Below are 18,439 nucleotides of genomic sequence, written 5' to 3' on the forward strand. Positions count from 1 at the left end.
CAAATGTTTTTATTTTTGAAATATTTTCTATTTCTTTGTATTGAAAATCTATACAATTAATTGTGCCAATTATGAAAAAGGTGAAAAATCAAATAACAAAGATCTATAAGAGAAAAGGAAAAGAAATAGACATACTGATATATTATCGCATGCTGCTACAGCGTATTTCGCGGCACCTGTCGCCCAAAGAGGTTTCTTTTTTAATGGGTAAACCATTGGATTTTATAAGCAAAGTCGAGACGTTCAGGATTAAAAAAATTTTTATTCAGGATGTAGTTGTCATGCATCGCGCTTTAGCTGTAAATAGTATTAATTCAATGATGCATCTTGGGGAAGATATTTCATCGAAGGACAATGCATATGAATTACATGTGACAAAATTAGTTGACCGGGTTATTTACGACATGTATAAAGTTGATGTAGAACAGGATCAAAAAGTAAAGGAATTTAAGTTAATCGATATTAGATATGATATTGATCCTTCTACAAATTCGACAACGGATGAGGTTAAAAAGATAGAGACTTTTTTAGATGAGCAAATTGATGTAGAACAGGATCAAAAAGTAAAGGAATTTAAGTTAATCGATATTAGATATGATATTGATCCTTCTACAAATTCGACAACGGATGAGGTTAAAAAGATAGAGACTTTTTTAGATGAGCAAATTGATGGGGGATATTTTAGTGAGGAAAGGCTCGCATATGAGATCCACAACTTGTGTTGTGAGAAACTCGAGAAATATATACAGCCTAAAAATCTGATGCTAGTTTTAGATGAATTGCTTCAAGGTAGCGAGGAGACAAGGATTGTTCGTCATCAAACTGGATACGGATTCGGCTATGTTTTGGCTGCTCACGCAAAATCGACTGAAAAGAAATAAGCAATTTTTAACTGTTCGCAGTGAACCGCTAAAAATTGCTGCAAAGATCCTAAGCCGTAGGTACACCAATTATAAACTTTCATTCCCAATCGGTCAATAATAAATGCACTTTTTGCGAGCGTCAGACAACACCTACGGCTTATTTTTTCTTATTCATCCCGTAAACTATTGACGGGATTGATACGGGCTGTCTGGAATATCCTGACAGCGATAATTGCTAAGGTTATCAAACCAATAAACATTCCGGTGAAACCAAATAGAGCGATTGGAACCTCAATGTGGTAGTAGAAATTTTCCAGCCATTTGTGCGTAAACCACCATGCTATAGGGAAAGCAATTAGAATAGCGAGCAGCAGAAGTATGATAAAAGATCTGGAAATCATATAGGTGATCGTATTTACCGAAGCACCGAGCACTTTACGGATACCAATTTCTTTTACTCTTCGTTCTAGTGTATAAATGGCAATAGCTACGATCCCTAAGATAGCAATCAGCATACTGGAACCCGTAAAAAGTGCCAATTGCTGGTACTGTTTTTTCTCTTTGTTATATTGATGCTTTACCTGATCTTCCTGCCAGTTGATCTGCGCGATCCGGTTAGGGAAAAATTTGTTCCAGGTACTGTTTACCATGGCTAAAGCTTCCTTTTTCTTACCTTCTTCTACGCGGATAAGCATACAGCCGCCTTCCCATTCCTTTTGTGCTTTAATCGCAAAAGGACCGATCGGAAACTTTAAACTGGCTCCGTTAAACTCTTTAAATACGCCTACTGGCGTATTGTTTAGAGGCTCGTTGCTCTTATTGAGTTTTAAAGACAGCCGCTGGGCGGTTCCTTCGGAGACGAGCATATTTGTAAGGACCCGCTGTCCGGCATGTACAGAATCCGTAAAGGGTCTGTCCAGCGCATAGTCCGCGCTTAAAGGCCGGCCATCAAGCAGCTTTATACCCATTGTTTTGATGTAATCATAATCCGCATAAACAAATACAACGGGGAGTTCTTCATTCGGATTGTTGGGGTCTTTTACTGTTTTAAAATCCACACTACCACTAAAGGGAGTCCAGCCTGTGAGACTGACCGAGGAAATATATGAATTTTTTAATAGCTCCTGTTTGAAGGCCTGATCCTTTCCTTCCCAGGAGGTATAATTGATGGCCATGAGATTTTTGGGCTCGTAACCAAGATCTTTGTTGTACAGATAATGCAATTGCGCCCTCATGGACATCATACAAATCGCTACGACAATGGCGATGGCAAACTGGACAACCACCAGTACTTTGGTAAATGCCATATTGAGCGGAAGTCTAAAGAAAGAAAGCTGCTTCCGAAGTTCCAGTGATGGCTGCGTTTTTGATAGCGACAGGGCCGTGGGTAAACTGCACAGCCATCCCAGAAAGATCCAAATGGATAGTAGTCCAACAAACATAAATAATGAATGTTGGTAGCTCATGGTCAATGGATGTTCTAAATAGTGTTCAAATGCAGGACTGATAAGCACATAACTGGAAAATGCAACCAGAAAAGAGCCGGCAAAGAGTATGGTACTCTCTATGCCCAATTGTAAGATTAGATTTTTTCGACTTGCTCCCAATACTTTGCGGATACCGATCTGCTGTGTGCGTTTGAGTGCATGGGCAAAACTCAGGTTGATGTAGTTGATACTGACTAATACAAGGATCAAGATCGCTATTCCTGCCAACAGATAAATATCTTGCATGGGATTCTCCCATCCTGTAATACTTAGTAAGTGTATATCTTTGATAGGTTCAATAAAAAGATTGTGTCCTTTTAGCCAATCATCCAGTTTTTGTGCGTTGTACCACTTGTTTATTTTGGTTGAGAGGCTGTTAATATCAGATGTGCTTTTGAGCAATAGAATTTGGTTTTGTAGCGAACCGCTTTTTTCGGGATTGAATTCATTCACCTTAGGCATCAGCACGAGGGCTTCTGCCTGAAAGGAAGAATTATGGGGCATATCCTCGATAATGGCATTGACATAATAAGCTTCGGGTTCACCTTCTTGTGGTTTATTGTAGAATGTGCTACCGAGCACGTCTTTGCCGCCGAAGTATTTTTGTACCGCAGAGGCTGTCAATGTAATGTTTTTTGCTCCGGCAATGACTTGTTTCGGATTGCCTGCGATGATTTTTGTATCAAAAAGATTGAAAAAACCGCTGTCGATTTCCAGGGTACTGATTTCAGCTAGCTGCTTTGACAGCTTGTCGACTGTTAATTTTCGCGAGTCACTGTTGACCGTAGTATAACCAAGTACTTCTGGGAAATTAACTTTTAATGTTGCCGAGATACCTTCAGGAGCTCCAGAAATATTGTTTGTGACACCTTCCTTCGTTTCTTTGGGCACTATTCGCATTCGATAGAGCGCATTGGAGTTGCTCCATTGTCTGTCGTAGGAAAGCTCATCAACGACAAGCGAACTGATTAACATAAATACCAGCAACGCAATGGTTAAACCAATGAGGTTTGATAGCGAATAGATACGATTGTGCATCAATGTCCGCCAGGCGGTTTTAAGATGGTTCTTTATCATACTGTTTAAATGGATTGGTTTCTTACATTATTCATCCCTTAATTTTTCAACCGGATTAAATCGGGTCGTCCGAAATACGATGAAGCCTACCAATAGGCCAAGTACGCTCAGCAGTATGCCTAGTGGCAACAGGTAGGTAAATGCATTGATTTCTATCCGGATTATATAGTTCTGTAGCCAATGTTGCATCAGCATATAGCTAGATGGGACTGTAACCAAAACCGCTAACAGAAATATGCCATAGTATTCCTTCGAAAATAACAGCATCAAATGTGCTAATGAGGCACCTAGTACTTTGCGGATACCTACTTCCTTGTTACGGAGATGGATCGATAGGGAGATCAGACCGGTCAGCCCCAATACAACGATCAAAAGTGAAACAGCACTTGCAATCTGTGCCGCCCGGTGCAGTTGCAGTTCCGTCTCATATAAACCTTTGATGCGGTCATCCATAAATTGATACTTAAATGGTGCATCAGGCATTAATTCTTTCCATTTCTTTTCCAGTCCTTGTACCGCGCTGGACAGTCGGCCCGGTTTTAAACGGATACTCAGATATCGGTATTGGAAATTTTCATGGATATCTGTCCAGACAATAGCTGGAGATGCCCGATGAAGAGAATTTGCGACAAAGTTATCGGTGACGCCTACAATGGTCATCTTAATATTTGGGTCGTTCAGGGCGATCTGTTGACCGATTGCACTCTCGGCATCACGGATGCCAAAATCTTCCATGGCTTTCTTGTTGATCACAACGGATCTATTTGTGGTATTTGTCACCGCATTTTTGGGTAAAAAGGTACCCGCCAATAGGGGTATTTCATAGGCGTCCAGAAAGTAACTGTCACTGTTAATTCGTTGAACCTGTACTTCCGTATCGTTGTTATTGCCAAAAGCCGGTTGCATATTGAAGCCTAATAGCCCCGGTGTCTCATAGGAAAGACTTACGGACTTAACCGCTGATTCCTGCAATAGCTCATACCGGATGGCCTCCATTTTCCGGATACCATTTTCGGACCAGTCCCTTGGTGCCTGTACCGTCAACAGATAATCTTTATTGTATCCTAAATTGCTATTTATAAATAGATTGACCTGTTTGGAGATAATCAAGGTACAGACCAAGAGGAGCAGCGCAACAGCGAACTGAAAGAACAATAGCACTTTTCGAACCAATTGCTTGTTACCCAATGTGGAGAACTGATTTTTGACCGAAGGAAGTATCTTGATATTGGACAACTTAATTGCCGGATATAGTCCCGCCAGCATACCGATCACTACAGTCAATAAGGCCAATAAAGCGAAAAAATAGGTCGGTAAATTGATTATAGAGGGCAGCTGGCGCATCAGTACATGTGCAAACAAAGGGCTTACTATGCTATAGATGGGTAGACTGATCAATGCTGCAATAGCTACGATAAGGGTATATTCTGTCAGCAACTGCCTTACCAATTGTGGTCTGGAAGAACCCATAATCTTGCGCACACCGATTTCTTTCAACCGCGTAATATGCTGAGCAATACTAAAATTGATAAAGTTGATGATCGCCATGACCAGGATAAAAATGGCAATCCAGATTAGGGTCTGCATCATCTTGCGGACAGCGCCCTGATTATCGTCTAGATAATAACTTTTCAAGGGTTTTAGGCTGGGGCTGTACTGGTTGGCGAATTCCTTATCGGTATTTTTATGAACCAGCGTTTGAATTGCTGCATCCAGTTGTTGCGTCGTCACTCCAGTTTTCAATTCGAGATAACCTGCAATGTAAGGATTATTCCAGTTATCCAGGGATCGGCCGAAATATTCTTCGTTGGCAATGGGCAGAAAAATATCGGAATGCATATCCTTTGTCAGATCCATGACCGCATTTTGTACAGCAGTTTTTATCACGGCAGTAATTTCAAAATCATGTTTTTCGCCTTTGAAATTTTTAATCTGCAAGGTTTTTCCCAGAACATTTATATTTCCGAAATATTTTAACGCTGCTTGGTCAGTGATCACCACAGAAAAGGGATTATTCAGCGCGGTCTTTGGATTGCCTGCTAAAAGTTCAAAACCAAACATGGTTAAAAGGCTTGGATCACCGAGGGCCATTCCTTCTTCGTGGATCGTAGCTCCATTGGCGATAATACCTGTCAGTCCATCGATACGATAATAGTTGGCCACCAAATTTGGGTATTCTTCATACAGGGCTTTGGGTAGCGCTCCGATTGTGGTCAAATTGATCCCAAATCCTTCTTTCTTATACTTGCTCTGTAATAGAAATTGCTGATCTATATTTTTGATTTTGCTATTTACCTGTAGAACATCCCATACATAGGCCCCGACCAGGAGTAAAAAAGTAATCCCAAGGGTCAATCCAACTAGGTTGATCAGGTTTTGAATTTTTTTCTTTCGAATATTCCGCCAGGCAATCTTGAAGTTTGTAAAAGTCATTGTCACTCGTATAAGGTTTATTCCCATCACCACAAACGGATCGGATGCAGGCTTTGGTTTTTGCTAATTTGTGTACGATAATACAAATCCTTAGCCAAGCCTGTAGTTTATTGATTGTTAGTTTGTTAAAATGGCTTTCGTCGAGTGAACTGTCCGAAATCGGACAGTCATTGTACACCCGCGAACACCTCAGTCTGGTCGATTCCTCGAACGGATAGCAAATAACCAGACAGGTAAACCTGACCTAGCTTAAGCTATCCATAGGATTGCTTATCTCTTGTTTGATAGTTTCCTTTCTATTCATCCCTTAAACTATCAACAGGATTGGCTGTAGCTGCTTTTATAGATTGTAGGGATACCACGGCAATCGTTAAAATAAGCCCAATGCAGAAAGCCAATACAAAGATCCACCAGCCCATACTGATCCGAAATGGGAAATTGTCCAGCCAGCGGTTCATAAGATAATAAGCCAGCGGGGTCGCAACTACAAAGGCGATGGTGATCCATTTGAAGAAATCTTGTGACAACAATACAATAATACCTGTTACCGAAGAACCTAACACTTTCCGGATTCCGATTTCTTTTGTTCGTTTCAGGATGTTGATCGAGAGCAGTCCCAGAAAACCGAGCATACTGATGCTTATCGCAACGATAGCAGCGATCCAGATCAGTTTTTCCAGTAATGCTTCTTTCTTGTAGAGCTGAGCAATCTGCTGATCATAGAATTTGTATTGGAACACTTCATCGGGATACCAGTTTTTCCATTGTTGCTCCAAATCTTTCACGAGAAGCTGATGATCGGTGCCTTTTAGTTTAATCGCCACATTTTTTAACCGTGTTTCGTTATACCCAATTACAGTAGGGGAGATGGGTTCGTTCAGGGAATTGGTGCTAAAGTCCGCAACAACACCTACAATTGTTCCCGCATGTTCTTCATTCAGCCCCCCGGCGTTTAAAGACTTGCCGATAATATCACTGGGATCTTTAAAACCCAATGCGGTAGCCATATTCTTATTGATCAGAAATTCTGGCTTCTGCGGATTGTCATTGAAATTTCTTCCCGCCAATAATTTGATGTTGAATGTGCTGATATAAGCAGAATCCCCGATAGCGTATCGGGCAGGCCATTTCTCCCATTCCGTTCTGTTGTCAAACTGGATGGTTCCACCCCATACCTTTTCAGATGAAGGTGGATTATCGCTAAAAGTATACGATTGAATATCGGTTCTATTGCTGATGAAATGAGCGATTTTTGCTTTTGATTGGATCATTTTTTTTGTAAACGGGAGCAGGATAACCTGCTCCCTGCTGAATCCTATATCTGTGTTTTTGAGGTGATTTACCTGTAAGACAATAACGGAAGTGGCAATCAGCAGCGTCATGGCGATCACATTCTGAAACACAATAAGCGTTTTGCGGCTAAAACTCCAGGGGCCTATGGCCAGCTTTTTCAGTGCCTGCTGAATGTTCATCCGGTTGACGAAAATCAGCGGATAGATGGAGGTCAATAGACTGGTTAAAATCCAGATAATACCAATGATCCCTATAAATGATAGGGGATGGATAATCTGTATGGGTTCATTTGGAAAAAGAGCCTGATTTGCCCAATTGGAAAAGATGAGTAATAAAACTAAGGCAAAGATAACAGCAGCAGCGGTCAGGATCAGGCTTTCGATCAGAAACTGAATATACAGCTGTCTTTTGGAACTACCCAATACCTTTCTTACACCCATTTCTACACTGCGGTTCATTTGTCTGGCAAAGATGATGTTGCTGTAATTGACCAAAGCCATGATACTGACTCCAATAGCAATCGCAACCAGGATACTCAGCAGTGTACGTTGTGTTCCCTTTCCGTAATCTGTGTCAAAATGGTAACTTGTCAATGGCAGGAGTTTATAATTGAATGTCTGTAGTATATCTTTGTGCCAATACTTGGCAACAAGCGCATGTATGGCCTGTTCGACGGAACTTTTATCGGCTGCGTTTTTTAAGGTGACAAGAATATTATTACTTGAGTTGGAAAAGCCCCAATTGTTAAAGAAGCCATCGTTTTGAGGGATCTGCCATAAAGTAGCAACAGAACTTTGTGAAAAATAGATTTCTGAACGGAAGTCTGAATTTTTGTTGCTGTCATCGATGATACCCACAACTTTCACAGGGAATTTGCTATCGACCAGGATCGTTTTGCCTAGGGGGATATCGTTATTAAAATAAGTTTTGGCAATTGTTTTGGTCAACGCGACGGTGTTAGGCTGATCCAGATCTTTTGGGGATCCCTCCAGCCAGTGGAAATTTAAAGTATTGAAATATTCCGATGAAACAAAAGCGGCTTTGCCCTCTGTTTTATACATTTGATCTGCGATCCGTAGCGTCAGATCTTTATTATCCATATACAATGCTGTTCGTTCCACTTGTGGAATTTCACGTGAAATAGCGTTGTACATGGCATAGGATCCGCCTTTGCTATGCTCTATCTGCTCTAGTTTCAGATCCTCTACGACTAAAAAGGTACGATCTTTATGGGTATGAAACTGATCAAAACTATATTGGAAGCTGTTATAGCTATAGATAAATAAGCTACATGCAATTGCCAAACCTAAACCAGCAATTGTTAGAAAGGTATAATAGCTATGTTTCAATAGTTGCCGTAGGGCTGATCTGAAATATGTTTTGATCATAATTTTATCGTGTTGCGTTTACAATATCACTGTTTTGGTCGTATTGGCGGTTATTCCTCCCGCAGACTATCAACCGGATTTGCTACAGCTGCCTTGATGGCTTGCGAACTCACTGTCAGTAGTGCGATCAGTACTGCGAGTAGCCCTGCAACAGCGAACATCCACCATTGTATTTCAATGCGGTAAGCAAAATTTTCCAGCCATTTGTACATCGCCCACCAGGCTATCGGTGAAGAAATCACGATGGCGATCAGGACAAGTTTGATAAATTCCGCCGAAAGCATCCCCGTAATACCCGGAACAGAAGCGCCGATGACCTTACGGATACCGATCTCTTTCCGGCGCTGATTTGCCGTAAAAATAGCTAATCCAAATAAACCCAGACAAGCGACAAAAATCGTCAGTCCGGCGAATATGCTCAACAATTTTCCTGTTTTGACTTCGGCCAGATAGGTTTGGGCATAGCGCTCATCGAGGAAAGAATAATTGAATGGAATATCGGAAGGGAAGGCGTCGTATTCCGCTTTCAACTTTTGAATCAGCGCCTCGGTATCTTTTGTCTCTGTTTTGACAATCAGACTCCCAGCTTGATCGCCCAGTACCATGACTAAGGGCGAGATGGGTTCGTGTAGCGTTTTAAAATGGAAATCTTTGACAACACCCACGACACGATAGGTTTTATTATCCTTATTGGTCAATGTACGGCCAAGACTTTTTCCTTTCCAACCCAGATCTTTTGCTGCGGTTTCATTCACGATAATGGATAAGGTATCGTTACCAAAAGCTTTCGAAAAATTTCGTCCCTCATGAAGCTGCATACCCATTGCAGCTATATATTCCTCGTCTACATCATAACGTAGTGTTTTGACCCATTTTTCGGTGTTTCCGTCCGGATAGACAAAGAAGTTATTGTTGTTGGTTTCTCCAGCGGGTAGGTAAGATGAGCGGGAAATATGTTTGATACGGCTGTCTTCGGATAATAGCTTGACGTAAGTTTTTTCATTTTCGCCCAAGGGCCAACTCTGGATCACAATGACATTCTCTTTTTCATAGCCTAATTTGATGTTCCGCATATAATCGAGCTGTCGGATGACAACCACTGTGCAGAAAATGAGCCCCACGGAAATAATAAACTGAAAGACCACAAGGCCGCTCCTGAGATTGAACCGTTTTGTAGATCGCAACAAACGTCCTTTTAATACAACCAAAGGGTTGAATGCCGCTAGATATAAAGCCGAATAAGTACTCGAAAATAGACCGACCAATAAGCCGAATGCAAGGAGGAGGGGGATTATTTTGACGAAATCGAGTTGATGGATTGCAATAGATTTACCCGATAATTGATTAAATAGGGGAAGAGCAAGTAAAACAATCCCGACTGCCAGAAACAATGCCAGATAGGTCAGCAGAATGCCTTCGGAGAGGAACTGACGGATCAGACTTTGCTTGTCGGCGCCGAGTACTTTACGTACACCTACTTCCCGACTTCTCCGGAAACCACTTGCCGTTGATAGGTTCATAAAATTGATCGTCGCGATCAATAGCATAAAAAGCGCTATAGCGCTAAAAATATAGATATACCGAATATCACCCGATGGACTTAGATCGTAGCCAAAATTGGAATGCAGATGGATATCGGTCAGGGGCTGTAAATAGAGACCTATTGTATTGCCTGATTTTTTGTAATCTTCATAGCTCATTCCGAATCCAGCCATAAACTGAGCGCCAACATGTTTGTCAAATAAGGTCGCTAAGTTTTTCTCTAGACTTTTTATTGAGGTATTTTCTGCAAGCAGTGCATAAGTATAATACTCGGATGTCATCCAGGAGTTTGAACGGGAGTCTTCCAGTGCCGCCATTGAGGTAAAAATATCAAAATGGAAGTGCGAGTTTTTTGGAATATCCTTCATTACCCCAGTAATTTTTAGGATATTTTGATCACCTTTTATGGCGAGATCCCGACCTATAACATCTGTTGTTCCAAAATATTTGCGTGCCATGGATTCAGATATTACCGTGGTATAAGGTATCTTCAACGCGGTATTAGCATCACCTTTGATGAGAGGCAAGGTAAATATTTTAAAGAAGGAGACATCAACATAGGCCATCTGTTCATCACGAAAAACCTTATCACCAACCATAAATAAGGGGGCTCCACCTTGTCTCAAGCGTGCTGTTTCCTGTACTTCGGCTAATTCAGCCTTCATTGTGGCTGCGACAGGAGGCATAACATGTGCCTCATTCATCGTTCCCCCTTGTACCGTACCCCGAAAGACGACACGTACAATTCGATCCGCATTTGTATTGAACCGGTCAAAACTGAACTCATCAGCAACATATAGGCTTATCAGTAAGCAGATCGCAATCCCCAAGGCTAACCCAGTGATATTGATGATCGAGGTGGAAGAATTTCTTCTTAGATTCCGCCATGCTATTTTTAGATTGTTCTTTATCATAATTGGATCGTATTGGTTGGTAGTATTTATGTTATTCGTCCCGTAAACTATCAACAGGGTTGACTAACGCTGCCCGGATCGTTTGAATATTTACAGTAATTATACTGACAAATAAAACTGAGAGGCTGGCGGTAATAAAGAACCACCATTGCACTTCTATTTTATAGGCATAGTCTTCGAGCCATTTATGAGAAAAATACCAAGCTATTGGGCTGGCAACTAAAACGGAAAGAACGATCAAGGTCAAATAATCTTTCGAAAAAAGATGTGAAATATCAGTAACCGAAGCTCCCAGAACTTTGCGGATACCTATTTCTTTGGTGCGTTGTTCTAGGCTTTGCATGATTAAGCCAGTGATACCAAGTGCGGAAATCAATAATGTCAATGCGCTGAATAGGGCAAATAATTGTACTTGCTTGTTTTCCTTCTCATACTGTTTAGCTATTAAATCGTCCACCCAGTTAAATGAAATTAGTTTATCTGGATAGGTTTTTTGGAGAATTTTCAAGGCCGATTGGATGGTTTGCTGTTCCTGTCCTTCCTTGACTTTCATCAGGATATTGCCGCGGTCAAATTCTTTGGCTAGGATGACTGTTGGTACCTTATTTTTGTGAAAGGACTCACTGTGGAAGTCTTTGACAATGCCCACAGGAATAATTTGTAGGTCTTTATACAATACGTTGAGCTTGTCTATCCCCAGTTGTTCTGCAGTGCTTTCGGTAATAAGGGCATTGTTGATATTGTCTTCATCTTTGGGTTCGTCGGTTTCGACATGTGCGTAGTCTTCGGGAGTCAGCAGTCTTCCCTTGACCAACTGTATTCCCAATGTCTTGGGCAAATTTGAATCCCCACCGATAAAACTCACCTGAATATTTTTTTCGGGGTTATTTTTGTCGGCAATCGTTTTTGCCATATAACCAGACCCCTGACTTGGAGTCCATGCTGCGATGCTGACAGCTTCAATTCCTGAAAGTCGACTGATCTCGTCTCTCACAGCGGTACTATGTGTTCCCATATTAAAATAGGTCGCATTAAAGATATTCTTTACTTGTATCCCCAAAGGCGAAGACTGAATATAGGTCAGCTGTGATTTAATGGTGATCAGTCCGATGAGGACAACAATTGAAATGCTAAATTGAATTGAAATGAGTACTTTTTTGATCAGTATTTCTCCTTTAGGAACCTTTGACAGTTTGTTTTTGAGCGCATCCGAACTTTTAATCCTTGAGATTAACCAAGCGGGATAGAACCCGACCAAAAGTCCCAGCAGGACAGCTATAATCAAAAAGTATGGGAGTAACATTGCTTGGCTGGATCTCACATAAGCGAGATCGTATCCTAGAAAATTCTCAAGTTGCGGTAGGCAGACTTTAAAGAGTATTACGCTAATTAAGGCTGAGGTAAAAAAGATCAATACTGTCTCCAATAATAAGCGCCAGATTATTTGGTTCCTGCTGGCCCCAAGTACTTTATGTATATTCAGGTTTTTTAATTTCTTAATTGTTCTTACGGCATAAATATTTATGAAATTGATACAGGAGATGATCAATACCAAAATAGCAACACCGACAAATATTTTAGTTGTTTTTGAGTTGCCACTGATTTTGTTATCTCTCAACGGTTCCATGTAGATGTCGTGAATGGGCTGTAGACGAAAAGATGTCGTGTTTTTGACCCCTGGGTTGAGAAACCCCTTATACCAACTGTTTATTTTTTTCTCGAAGTCTGGTATTGATGTTCCGGATTTCAACTGCAAAAACTGTTGTCTATAATAACCTGAGCCATCCCTTTGCAGTTCCATTGCCAGTTTGGGTAATAGGACAATGGCCGAAGTCCGTAAGGTGGAATTGTAGGGAAGCTTCTCCATAACCCCTGTAATTACATAATCGTATGTTTTATTGGAATATGGGTCGGCACTTTGGATCACTTTTCCAATCACATTTTCACCTTTAAAGTATTTTTCTTTGAATTCGCTGTCAACGAGCAGGTTTGTTTTTCCTTGAATGAGCTGACTAGGGCTTCCTTCAAGGATCTTGATGTCAAGCAGGCTCAGTATGTTTGGTTCTGCTTCCAATGCAGGTATCGCAATGGATTGTGTTGACTCTTTAGCCGTTTTTAGATAGATGTCTGTCGATTCTATATAGCTCTCATTCTGAACCTCCGGAAATAGTCGCTTTAGTTCAGAACTTAGATTCACAAAAGTTTGAGACATCTGGTGCTCTAGTCCCGCAGTTGAATCAAGGGTTACGATCCGAAAGAGACGATCTGCATTTTTCCAACTTTTGTCATAAGAATTTTCTTCAACAACGAGTGCAGACACTAGAAGACAAAGTGTTAAGCCCACGCTCAAACCGAATATATTTATCCAGACATATTGCTTATTTTTAATAATGCTTCGTAATGTAAGTTTAAATGTATTCATTGTTGCTTTATTGGTTTAAAATTTGATAACTATTTATTACAGTTTACAACTTACTCATTCCTCAGACTATTCACCGGATTGCTAAGTGCGGCCTTAATGGCTTGATAACTTATAGTTGCCATACTGATTAATATTGCCATCAGTCCGGCAAAAGCAAAATAATACCATTGTATCTGGATGCGGTAGCTATAATCCTGCAACCATTTGTCCATTACCCACCAAGCGATGGGTGAGGCTATCAGGATAGCAATAATCACTAATTTAATAAAGTCTACCGACAGCAAGGAAGTTACCTGTGTCAAACTTGCTCCAAGGACCTTGCGAACTGCGATTTCTTTCATACGTGTCTCAGCCATATATGCGATCAAAGCGAGTAGACCAAGACAGGAAATAAAAATGGTCAAGCCTGAAAATAGCATTGAAATCGTCCCAATGGACTGCGTTTCTTTGAATTTAGCTTCAAAATTTTCGTCGATGAATTTATACTCAAATGGATATTCTGGATTGAATTTTTTAAAGATAGCTTCGATGGTTTTCAAGTTCGCAGCAGTACTGTTGTTTGGATTTAAGCGGTAGTGGATATTTGTAAACCAGGATTTAGGCCCAAAGACGACCATTGGATAACTTGCTGCAAAAGGAGATTCCGTGATAAAATCTTTAATTACCCCAACGACGATCCAGTCCTGACCGTCACCGTTTATTGTTTGCCCAACCGGATGCTGCAAGCGCATCTGTTTGACCGCTGTTTCGCTTAGCAACATAGCATTACTGTCTGTTGGGTATTTGTATATATCGATGTCCCGTCCCGCAACAAGTTTAAAGCCTAATGTTTTAACGGCATCGGCGTCGGTACTGAAACGGTCAAAGGAAAATCTTTTATCGCTCTCTGTACTGCCCTGCCAGGAGAAGCCCCAACCATTGCTGTAGCGATCCGTGACTGGGGACATATTTTTTGTCACCGAGAGCACGGCATTGCTGGCCAACAATTCATTTCGAAGAGTCTGGTAGATCTTTCCGTCGTTAAGTTTGCCCGTAAATCGGGTTGCAGCAAGCCCATTGTCATTATAACCGCGGTCCCGATCCTTGGTATGCTGGATCTGTTGCGAAACGATGACGGTCGCTATGACCAAGATAATTGCGAGACTGAATTGGACGACAACCAAGATCGAGCGTACACTGATTCCTTTGTTGTAGGTGTTCAATTTCCCTTTTAATGTTTTCAATGGTTTAAAGGAGGAGAGAAAAAATGCAGGATAGCTTCCCGCTAATACTCCAGTCAACAAGGTGAAGCCAATTAAGAACAACCAGGTATCTCCGGACAGGATGGAGATGGTAAGATTTTTTTCAACTAGATCATTGAAGGCTGGGAGAATTAATACGATGGCTACGAGAGCGAGTATCATTGCACCAATACTGATCAGGATACTCTCGACAATAAATTGTAGAATAAGACTTTTTCTTTGTGCACCGACTACTTTACGTACACCGACCTCTTTGGCTCTTCTCTCGGAGCGTGCCGTGCTGAGATTCATGAAATTGATACAGGCAACAAGTAAAATAAAAACACCGATCCAGGTAAATAAATGAACTAACTGAATCCGCCCAGCAGTATAAGCGCCATTTTCGCTTTTGTTGTAGAGATAAGTGTCTTTGTATGGAAATGCAAAGATTTCGTTTGTTGACTTGATTTCGTTATCACCTACATTGATATGGTTCTGGCTGAAAAGTCTAATTTTAGCATTGAAGTTTTCCAATGTTGTGCCTTCCCGTAGCAGTACATAAGTATAGGTTGAATTGTTCGACCAATTTTCATCTACGAAGCCCATTTTCTTGGCCAAATCCCATGATAGCAAATAATCAAACTGTATACTGCTATAGCTGGAGGGATCTTTTACGATCGCCTGGACGGTCACTAAATACTTCGATTCTATTTTGATGGTTTTTCCTATTGGATCCGTATCACCGAAAAGAGCTTTCGCATATTTTTCGGTAATGACCACTGAGTTGGCATCTTTAAGCAGATTGGTTTTATCTCCTTTAAGCAATGGATAGCTGAACATATTGAAGAAACCGGGATCGGCAAAAGTGGCATTGGAAACAAGATTTTTATCACCATAGCTTGTTAGAAATTTATCATCCTGCTCGATACGCGTAAAACTTTCGATTTCGGGGAAATCACTTTTCAGTGTTGGCCCCATTACCTTAGGCGTATTTGTCCAGGCCTGTAATTCACCCTGGTAGGTATCGCGGTTACTGATAATATAAAGCCGATCACTTTTTTCGTGAAAGCGGTCTGTACCCAGCATATTCTGCAACCATAGGGCAATAAGTAAGGCCCCGGCCATACCGATGGCTAAACCAAAGATATTAATGGCCGAAAAAGCTTTGTTCTTCAGTAAATTCCGCCAGGCTACTTTGATGTATGTCTTGATCATATTATTTCTATTGAAATATGAGATAATGGATAATTTTATTCATCCCTTAAACTGTCAATGGGATTTGTGACTGCTGCTTTTACCGTCTGAAAACTGATTGTAATGAAGGAGACCAGCAGTGCGCTCGATCCTGCGATAATAAATATCCACCAGTCCAGTGTAATGTGATAAGCAAAATTGTCCATCCAGTGATGCATGGCGTACCATCCCAATGGTACGGCGATCAAAAGTGCTGAACAGACAAGTATCATAAAGTCAATGCTGAGTATCTTGACGATTTTGAATACGGAAGCACCCAATACTTTGCGGATTCCGATTTCTTTTATACGCTGTTGCACAGCATAAGCAGATAGTGCGAATAATCCCATACAAGCAATGGCAATTGTAATAATCGAAAAGAGCTGCATGACTTTTGTCGTCTGTTGATCTTTTAAATAGAGTTTGCTATAGTCATCATTTAGAAAATGATACTCAAATTGATTTTTCGCATCAATATCTTTCACGACCGATTTCACCTGTGCTATTGCGTCCTGAATTGGTGTATTTGGGTTGAGTCGGATGAAAATATTACCAAAATAATAGTATTCAGGAAAAAGTACAATAGGCTTAATCTCATTGTGGAGTGAGGCAAAGTTAAAACTGGCGACAACTTGTTTAATACTGCCTTTACGACCATTTAAATTGATTTTCTTACCGATTGCCTGTTGTGGTGTAAAACCCATTGCCGATGCGGCAAGTGTATTGACCACAAAACCGAATTCTGGTGATACGGTATCCCGTGCACGCAAAATATCTGTGTCAGAAAGCGGTTCGCCTGCGAGCGTTTTAATACGGAAGACTGATACAAAATCTTTTTCGATAGGAATTGCCGTCACATTCATTTCAAAATCGGTTGGTTGGCCCTCGACTTCATTAATGCTATATCCGCCCTGAATATTGACCGGATTGTCATAGGAAGCAGTTACACCCTCAACACTATTGAGTTGCATCAATTTATCTTTTAATAATTGCCGTTCCTTGTCCTGCCATCCCTGTCCATCGATGACCAGCATATCCGTACGGTCTAGCCCTGTATTTTTGGATTGTATAAATTGCATTTGACGTCCAGCAAATAGGGTGCAGATGATAAAGAAGATGGATATGCTGAATTGGAAGGTGACCAATACCTTGCTAAAAGAAATCCCGCGTTGTTTCTCCACCAATTTCCGTTTGAAAATAGACATTGGTTTTGAGCTGGCAATGGAATAGGCTGGCCATCCACCAGAAATTAGTGTCAATAGGATAAAAAATAAAAACAGGATAGCATAGAACCTAGGATCTGTCCATACTGTTAATTGCATTTCGCTTCCCATGTACGAACTGAATACGGGCAATAATAGAAATGTAGCCAGCAAACCTAAAGAAAGGGAGAGCAATACCATCAAACTACATTCAAAGAAGAATTGCAAGAAAATCGTTTTTCGAGCAGCGCCTAAAACTTTCTTAACTCCAATTTCCTTTTTGCGTTCGATGGCATGTGCCAATATTAAATTTGTGAAGTTAATGCTCGTCAAGATAATAAGCGCAGCTCCTAGAGCCATCAAAATATAGATATATACCAGGTTGCCAGAACCCGCAGCTTTAGAATGCAGATGAATATCTATTAGTTTTTCAATTGAAAAGCTAAATTGATAACCTTGTTTGGTTGCCTCGGCAAATTTCGCTTTGGTGATCTGATCTAATTTTTGTTGAATGGCGCCAAAACTGTCTTTGTTTTTTAGTAGCGCAATGGTAATGTCATTTGCCGAAGACCATTCTGGTTGCTTGTAGCGTGCTAAATCTTTGTTGGAAAGAATGGCCGTGAAATTTATCTGCGTATTTGTCGGTAAATCTTGTATGACACCAGAGACTTTCCAATTGACTTTATCTATCGCTAAGGTTTTTCCTAATGCGGATTGTTTTGGGAAGTATTTTTCGGCTAGTTTTTTGGTTAATACGATTTGATTCGGTTCAGTTAATGCATGTTTTGCATCGCCCTCGATAAATGTGTAACCTAATGTATTAAAAAAATTAGGATCAGCATACATCAGTTTTTTTTCCTTCGTCGTTTCGTCTTTCGATTCTACATTTCCGGCTTTGGAATATTCAAATAATCGGGTTGCCTGTTCGATTTCGGGAAGCTCTGCTTGCAAGGTGGGAGCCAAGGCTGTTGGTGTTACACTGGAATTTACCTCTTCGGTACTATTGGGTGCCTTATAGGTCAGGCTGAAATAAGCTAAACGGTCAGCATTTGGAAAAAAACGTTCATAACTTGATTCGTGAAATATATAGGCTGCCAGTAACAGAAAGCAGGTAATGCCCAAACTTAAGCCAAACATGTTTAACAAGGAAAACCCCTTATTTTTTTTGATATTCCGCCAGGCAATTTTAAGGTAATTCTTAACCATCGTATTGAGTTTTTGACTTTTTCATAATTTTCTGTCCCGCAAAGTCGTTTATCCAGATGGATAGGCTTTTGCTGGTCATGCCACAATAGAAATAGCTAATTCAATTCGTTTGCCACAAGTGTAACTTGTTGATTATTAAATGGTTTTTTGTTTTGATGG

The 18,439-nt window shown here is 40.7% G+C and carries 8 protein-coding genes; 1 reads left to right on the forward strand and 7 read right to left on the reverse strand.

The window, feature by feature from the left end; translation table 11 throughout:
* The first annotated feature begins 71 nt into the window (after positions 1-71).
* Entirely contained in the window at positions 72-881 is an 810-nt protein-coding gene (locus tag M2408_RS21390) for a hypothetical protein (protein WP_259186502.1), read from the forward strand.
* 149 nt (positions 882-1,030) lie between these two features.
* On the opposite strand, the gene M2408_RS21395 is transcribed toward M2408_RS21390, so the two are convergent.
* The 7 genes from M2408_RS21395 to M2408_RS21425 all read right to left on the reverse strand — a co-directional run bounded on the left by M2408_RS21395 (position 1,031) and on the right by M2408_RS21425 (position 18,280).
* Positions 1,031-3,427 carry an ABC transporter permease gene (locus M2408_RS21395; RefSeq protein ID WP_259186503.1) on the reverse strand — a complete coding sequence of 799 codons (2,397 nt, stop codon included), beginning with the start codon at positions 3,425-3,427 and terminating at the stop codon, positions 1,031-1,033.
* A 27-nt stretch (positions 3,428-3,454) separates the two neighbouring features.
* The gene (locus M2408_RS21400) at positions 3,455-5,860 is read right to left on the reverse strand and encodes an ABC transporter permease (protein ID WP_259186504.1); all 2,406 of its coding nucleotides are present in this window, start codon (positions 5,858-5,860) and stop codon (positions 3,455-3,457) included.
* 296 nt (positions 5,861-6,156) lie between these two features.
* Complete coding sequence (locus M2408_RS21405) at positions 6,157-8,541, reverse strand: ABC transporter permease (RefSeq protein WP_259186505.1); 2,385 nt, start codon at positions 8,539-8,541, stop codon at positions 6,157-6,159.
* A gap of 50 nt (positions 8,542-8,591) precedes the next feature.
* Positions 8,592-10,997: an ABC transporter permease gene (locus M2408_RS21410; protein WP_259186506.1), complete on the reverse strand. Its 2,406-nt coding sequence runs from the start codon at positions 10,995-10,997 to the stop codon at positions 8,592-8,594.
* 31 nt (positions 10,998-11,028) lie between these two features.
* The gene (locus M2408_RS21415) at positions 11,029-13,419 is read right to left on the reverse strand and encodes an ABC transporter permease (RefSeq protein ID WP_259186507.1); all 2,391 of its coding nucleotides are present in this window, start codon (positions 13,417-13,419) and stop codon (positions 11,029-11,031) included.
* Between the two features lie 50 nt (positions 13,420-13,469).
* Entirely contained in the window at positions 13,470-15,854 is a 2,385-nt protein-coding gene (locus M2408_RS21420) for an ABC transporter permease (RefSeq protein ID WP_259186509.1), read from the reverse strand.
* A 35-nt stretch (positions 15,855-15,889) separates the two neighbouring features.
* A complete protein-coding gene (locus M2408_RS21425) occupies positions 15,890-18,280 on the reverse strand; it encodes an ABC transporter permease (protein WP_259186510.1) in 2,391 nt (796 codons plus the stop codon).
* Between the last annotated feature and the right edge of the window lie 159 nt (positions 18,281-18,439).

The organism is Sphingobacterium sp. BIGb0165, assembly GCF_024810095.1.
GTDB lineage: Bacteria > Bacteroidota > Bacteroidia > Sphingobacteriales > Sphingobacteriaceae > Sphingobacterium > Sphingobacterium detergens.

Bases quoted from the DNA above. Each gene is read 5' to 3' on its own strand.
- M2408_RS21390 (WP_259186502.1), top strand. From the start codon at position 72: ATGAAAAAGGTGAAAAATCAAATAACAAAGATCTATAAGAGAAAAGGA.
- M2408_RS21395 (WP_259186503.1), bottom strand. From the start codon at position 3,427: ATGATAAAGAACCATCTTAAAACCGCCTGGCGGACATTGATGCACAAT.
- M2408_RS21400 (WP_259186504.1), bottom strand. From the start codon at position 5,860: ATGACTTTTACAAACTTCAAGATTGCCTGGCGGAATATTCGAAAGAAA.
- M2408_RS21405 (WP_259186505.1), bottom strand. From the start codon at position 8,541: ATGATCAAAACATATTTCAGATCAGCCCTACGGCAACTATTGAAACAT.
- M2408_RS21410 (WP_259186506.1), bottom strand. From the start codon at position 10,997: ATGATAAAGAACAATCTAAAAATAGCATGGCGGAATCTAAGAAGAAAT.
- M2408_RS21415 (WP_259186507.1), bottom strand. From the start codon at position 13,419: ATGAATACATTTAAACTTACATTACGAAGCATTATTAAAAATAAGCAA.
- M2408_RS21420 (WP_259186509.1), bottom strand. From the start codon at position 15,854: ATGATCAAGACATACATCAAAGTAGCCTGGCGGAATTTACTGAAGAAC.
- M2408_RS21425 (WP_259186510.1), bottom strand. From the start codon at position 18,280: ATGGTTAAGAATTACCTTAAAATTGCCTGGCGGAATATCAAAAAAAAT.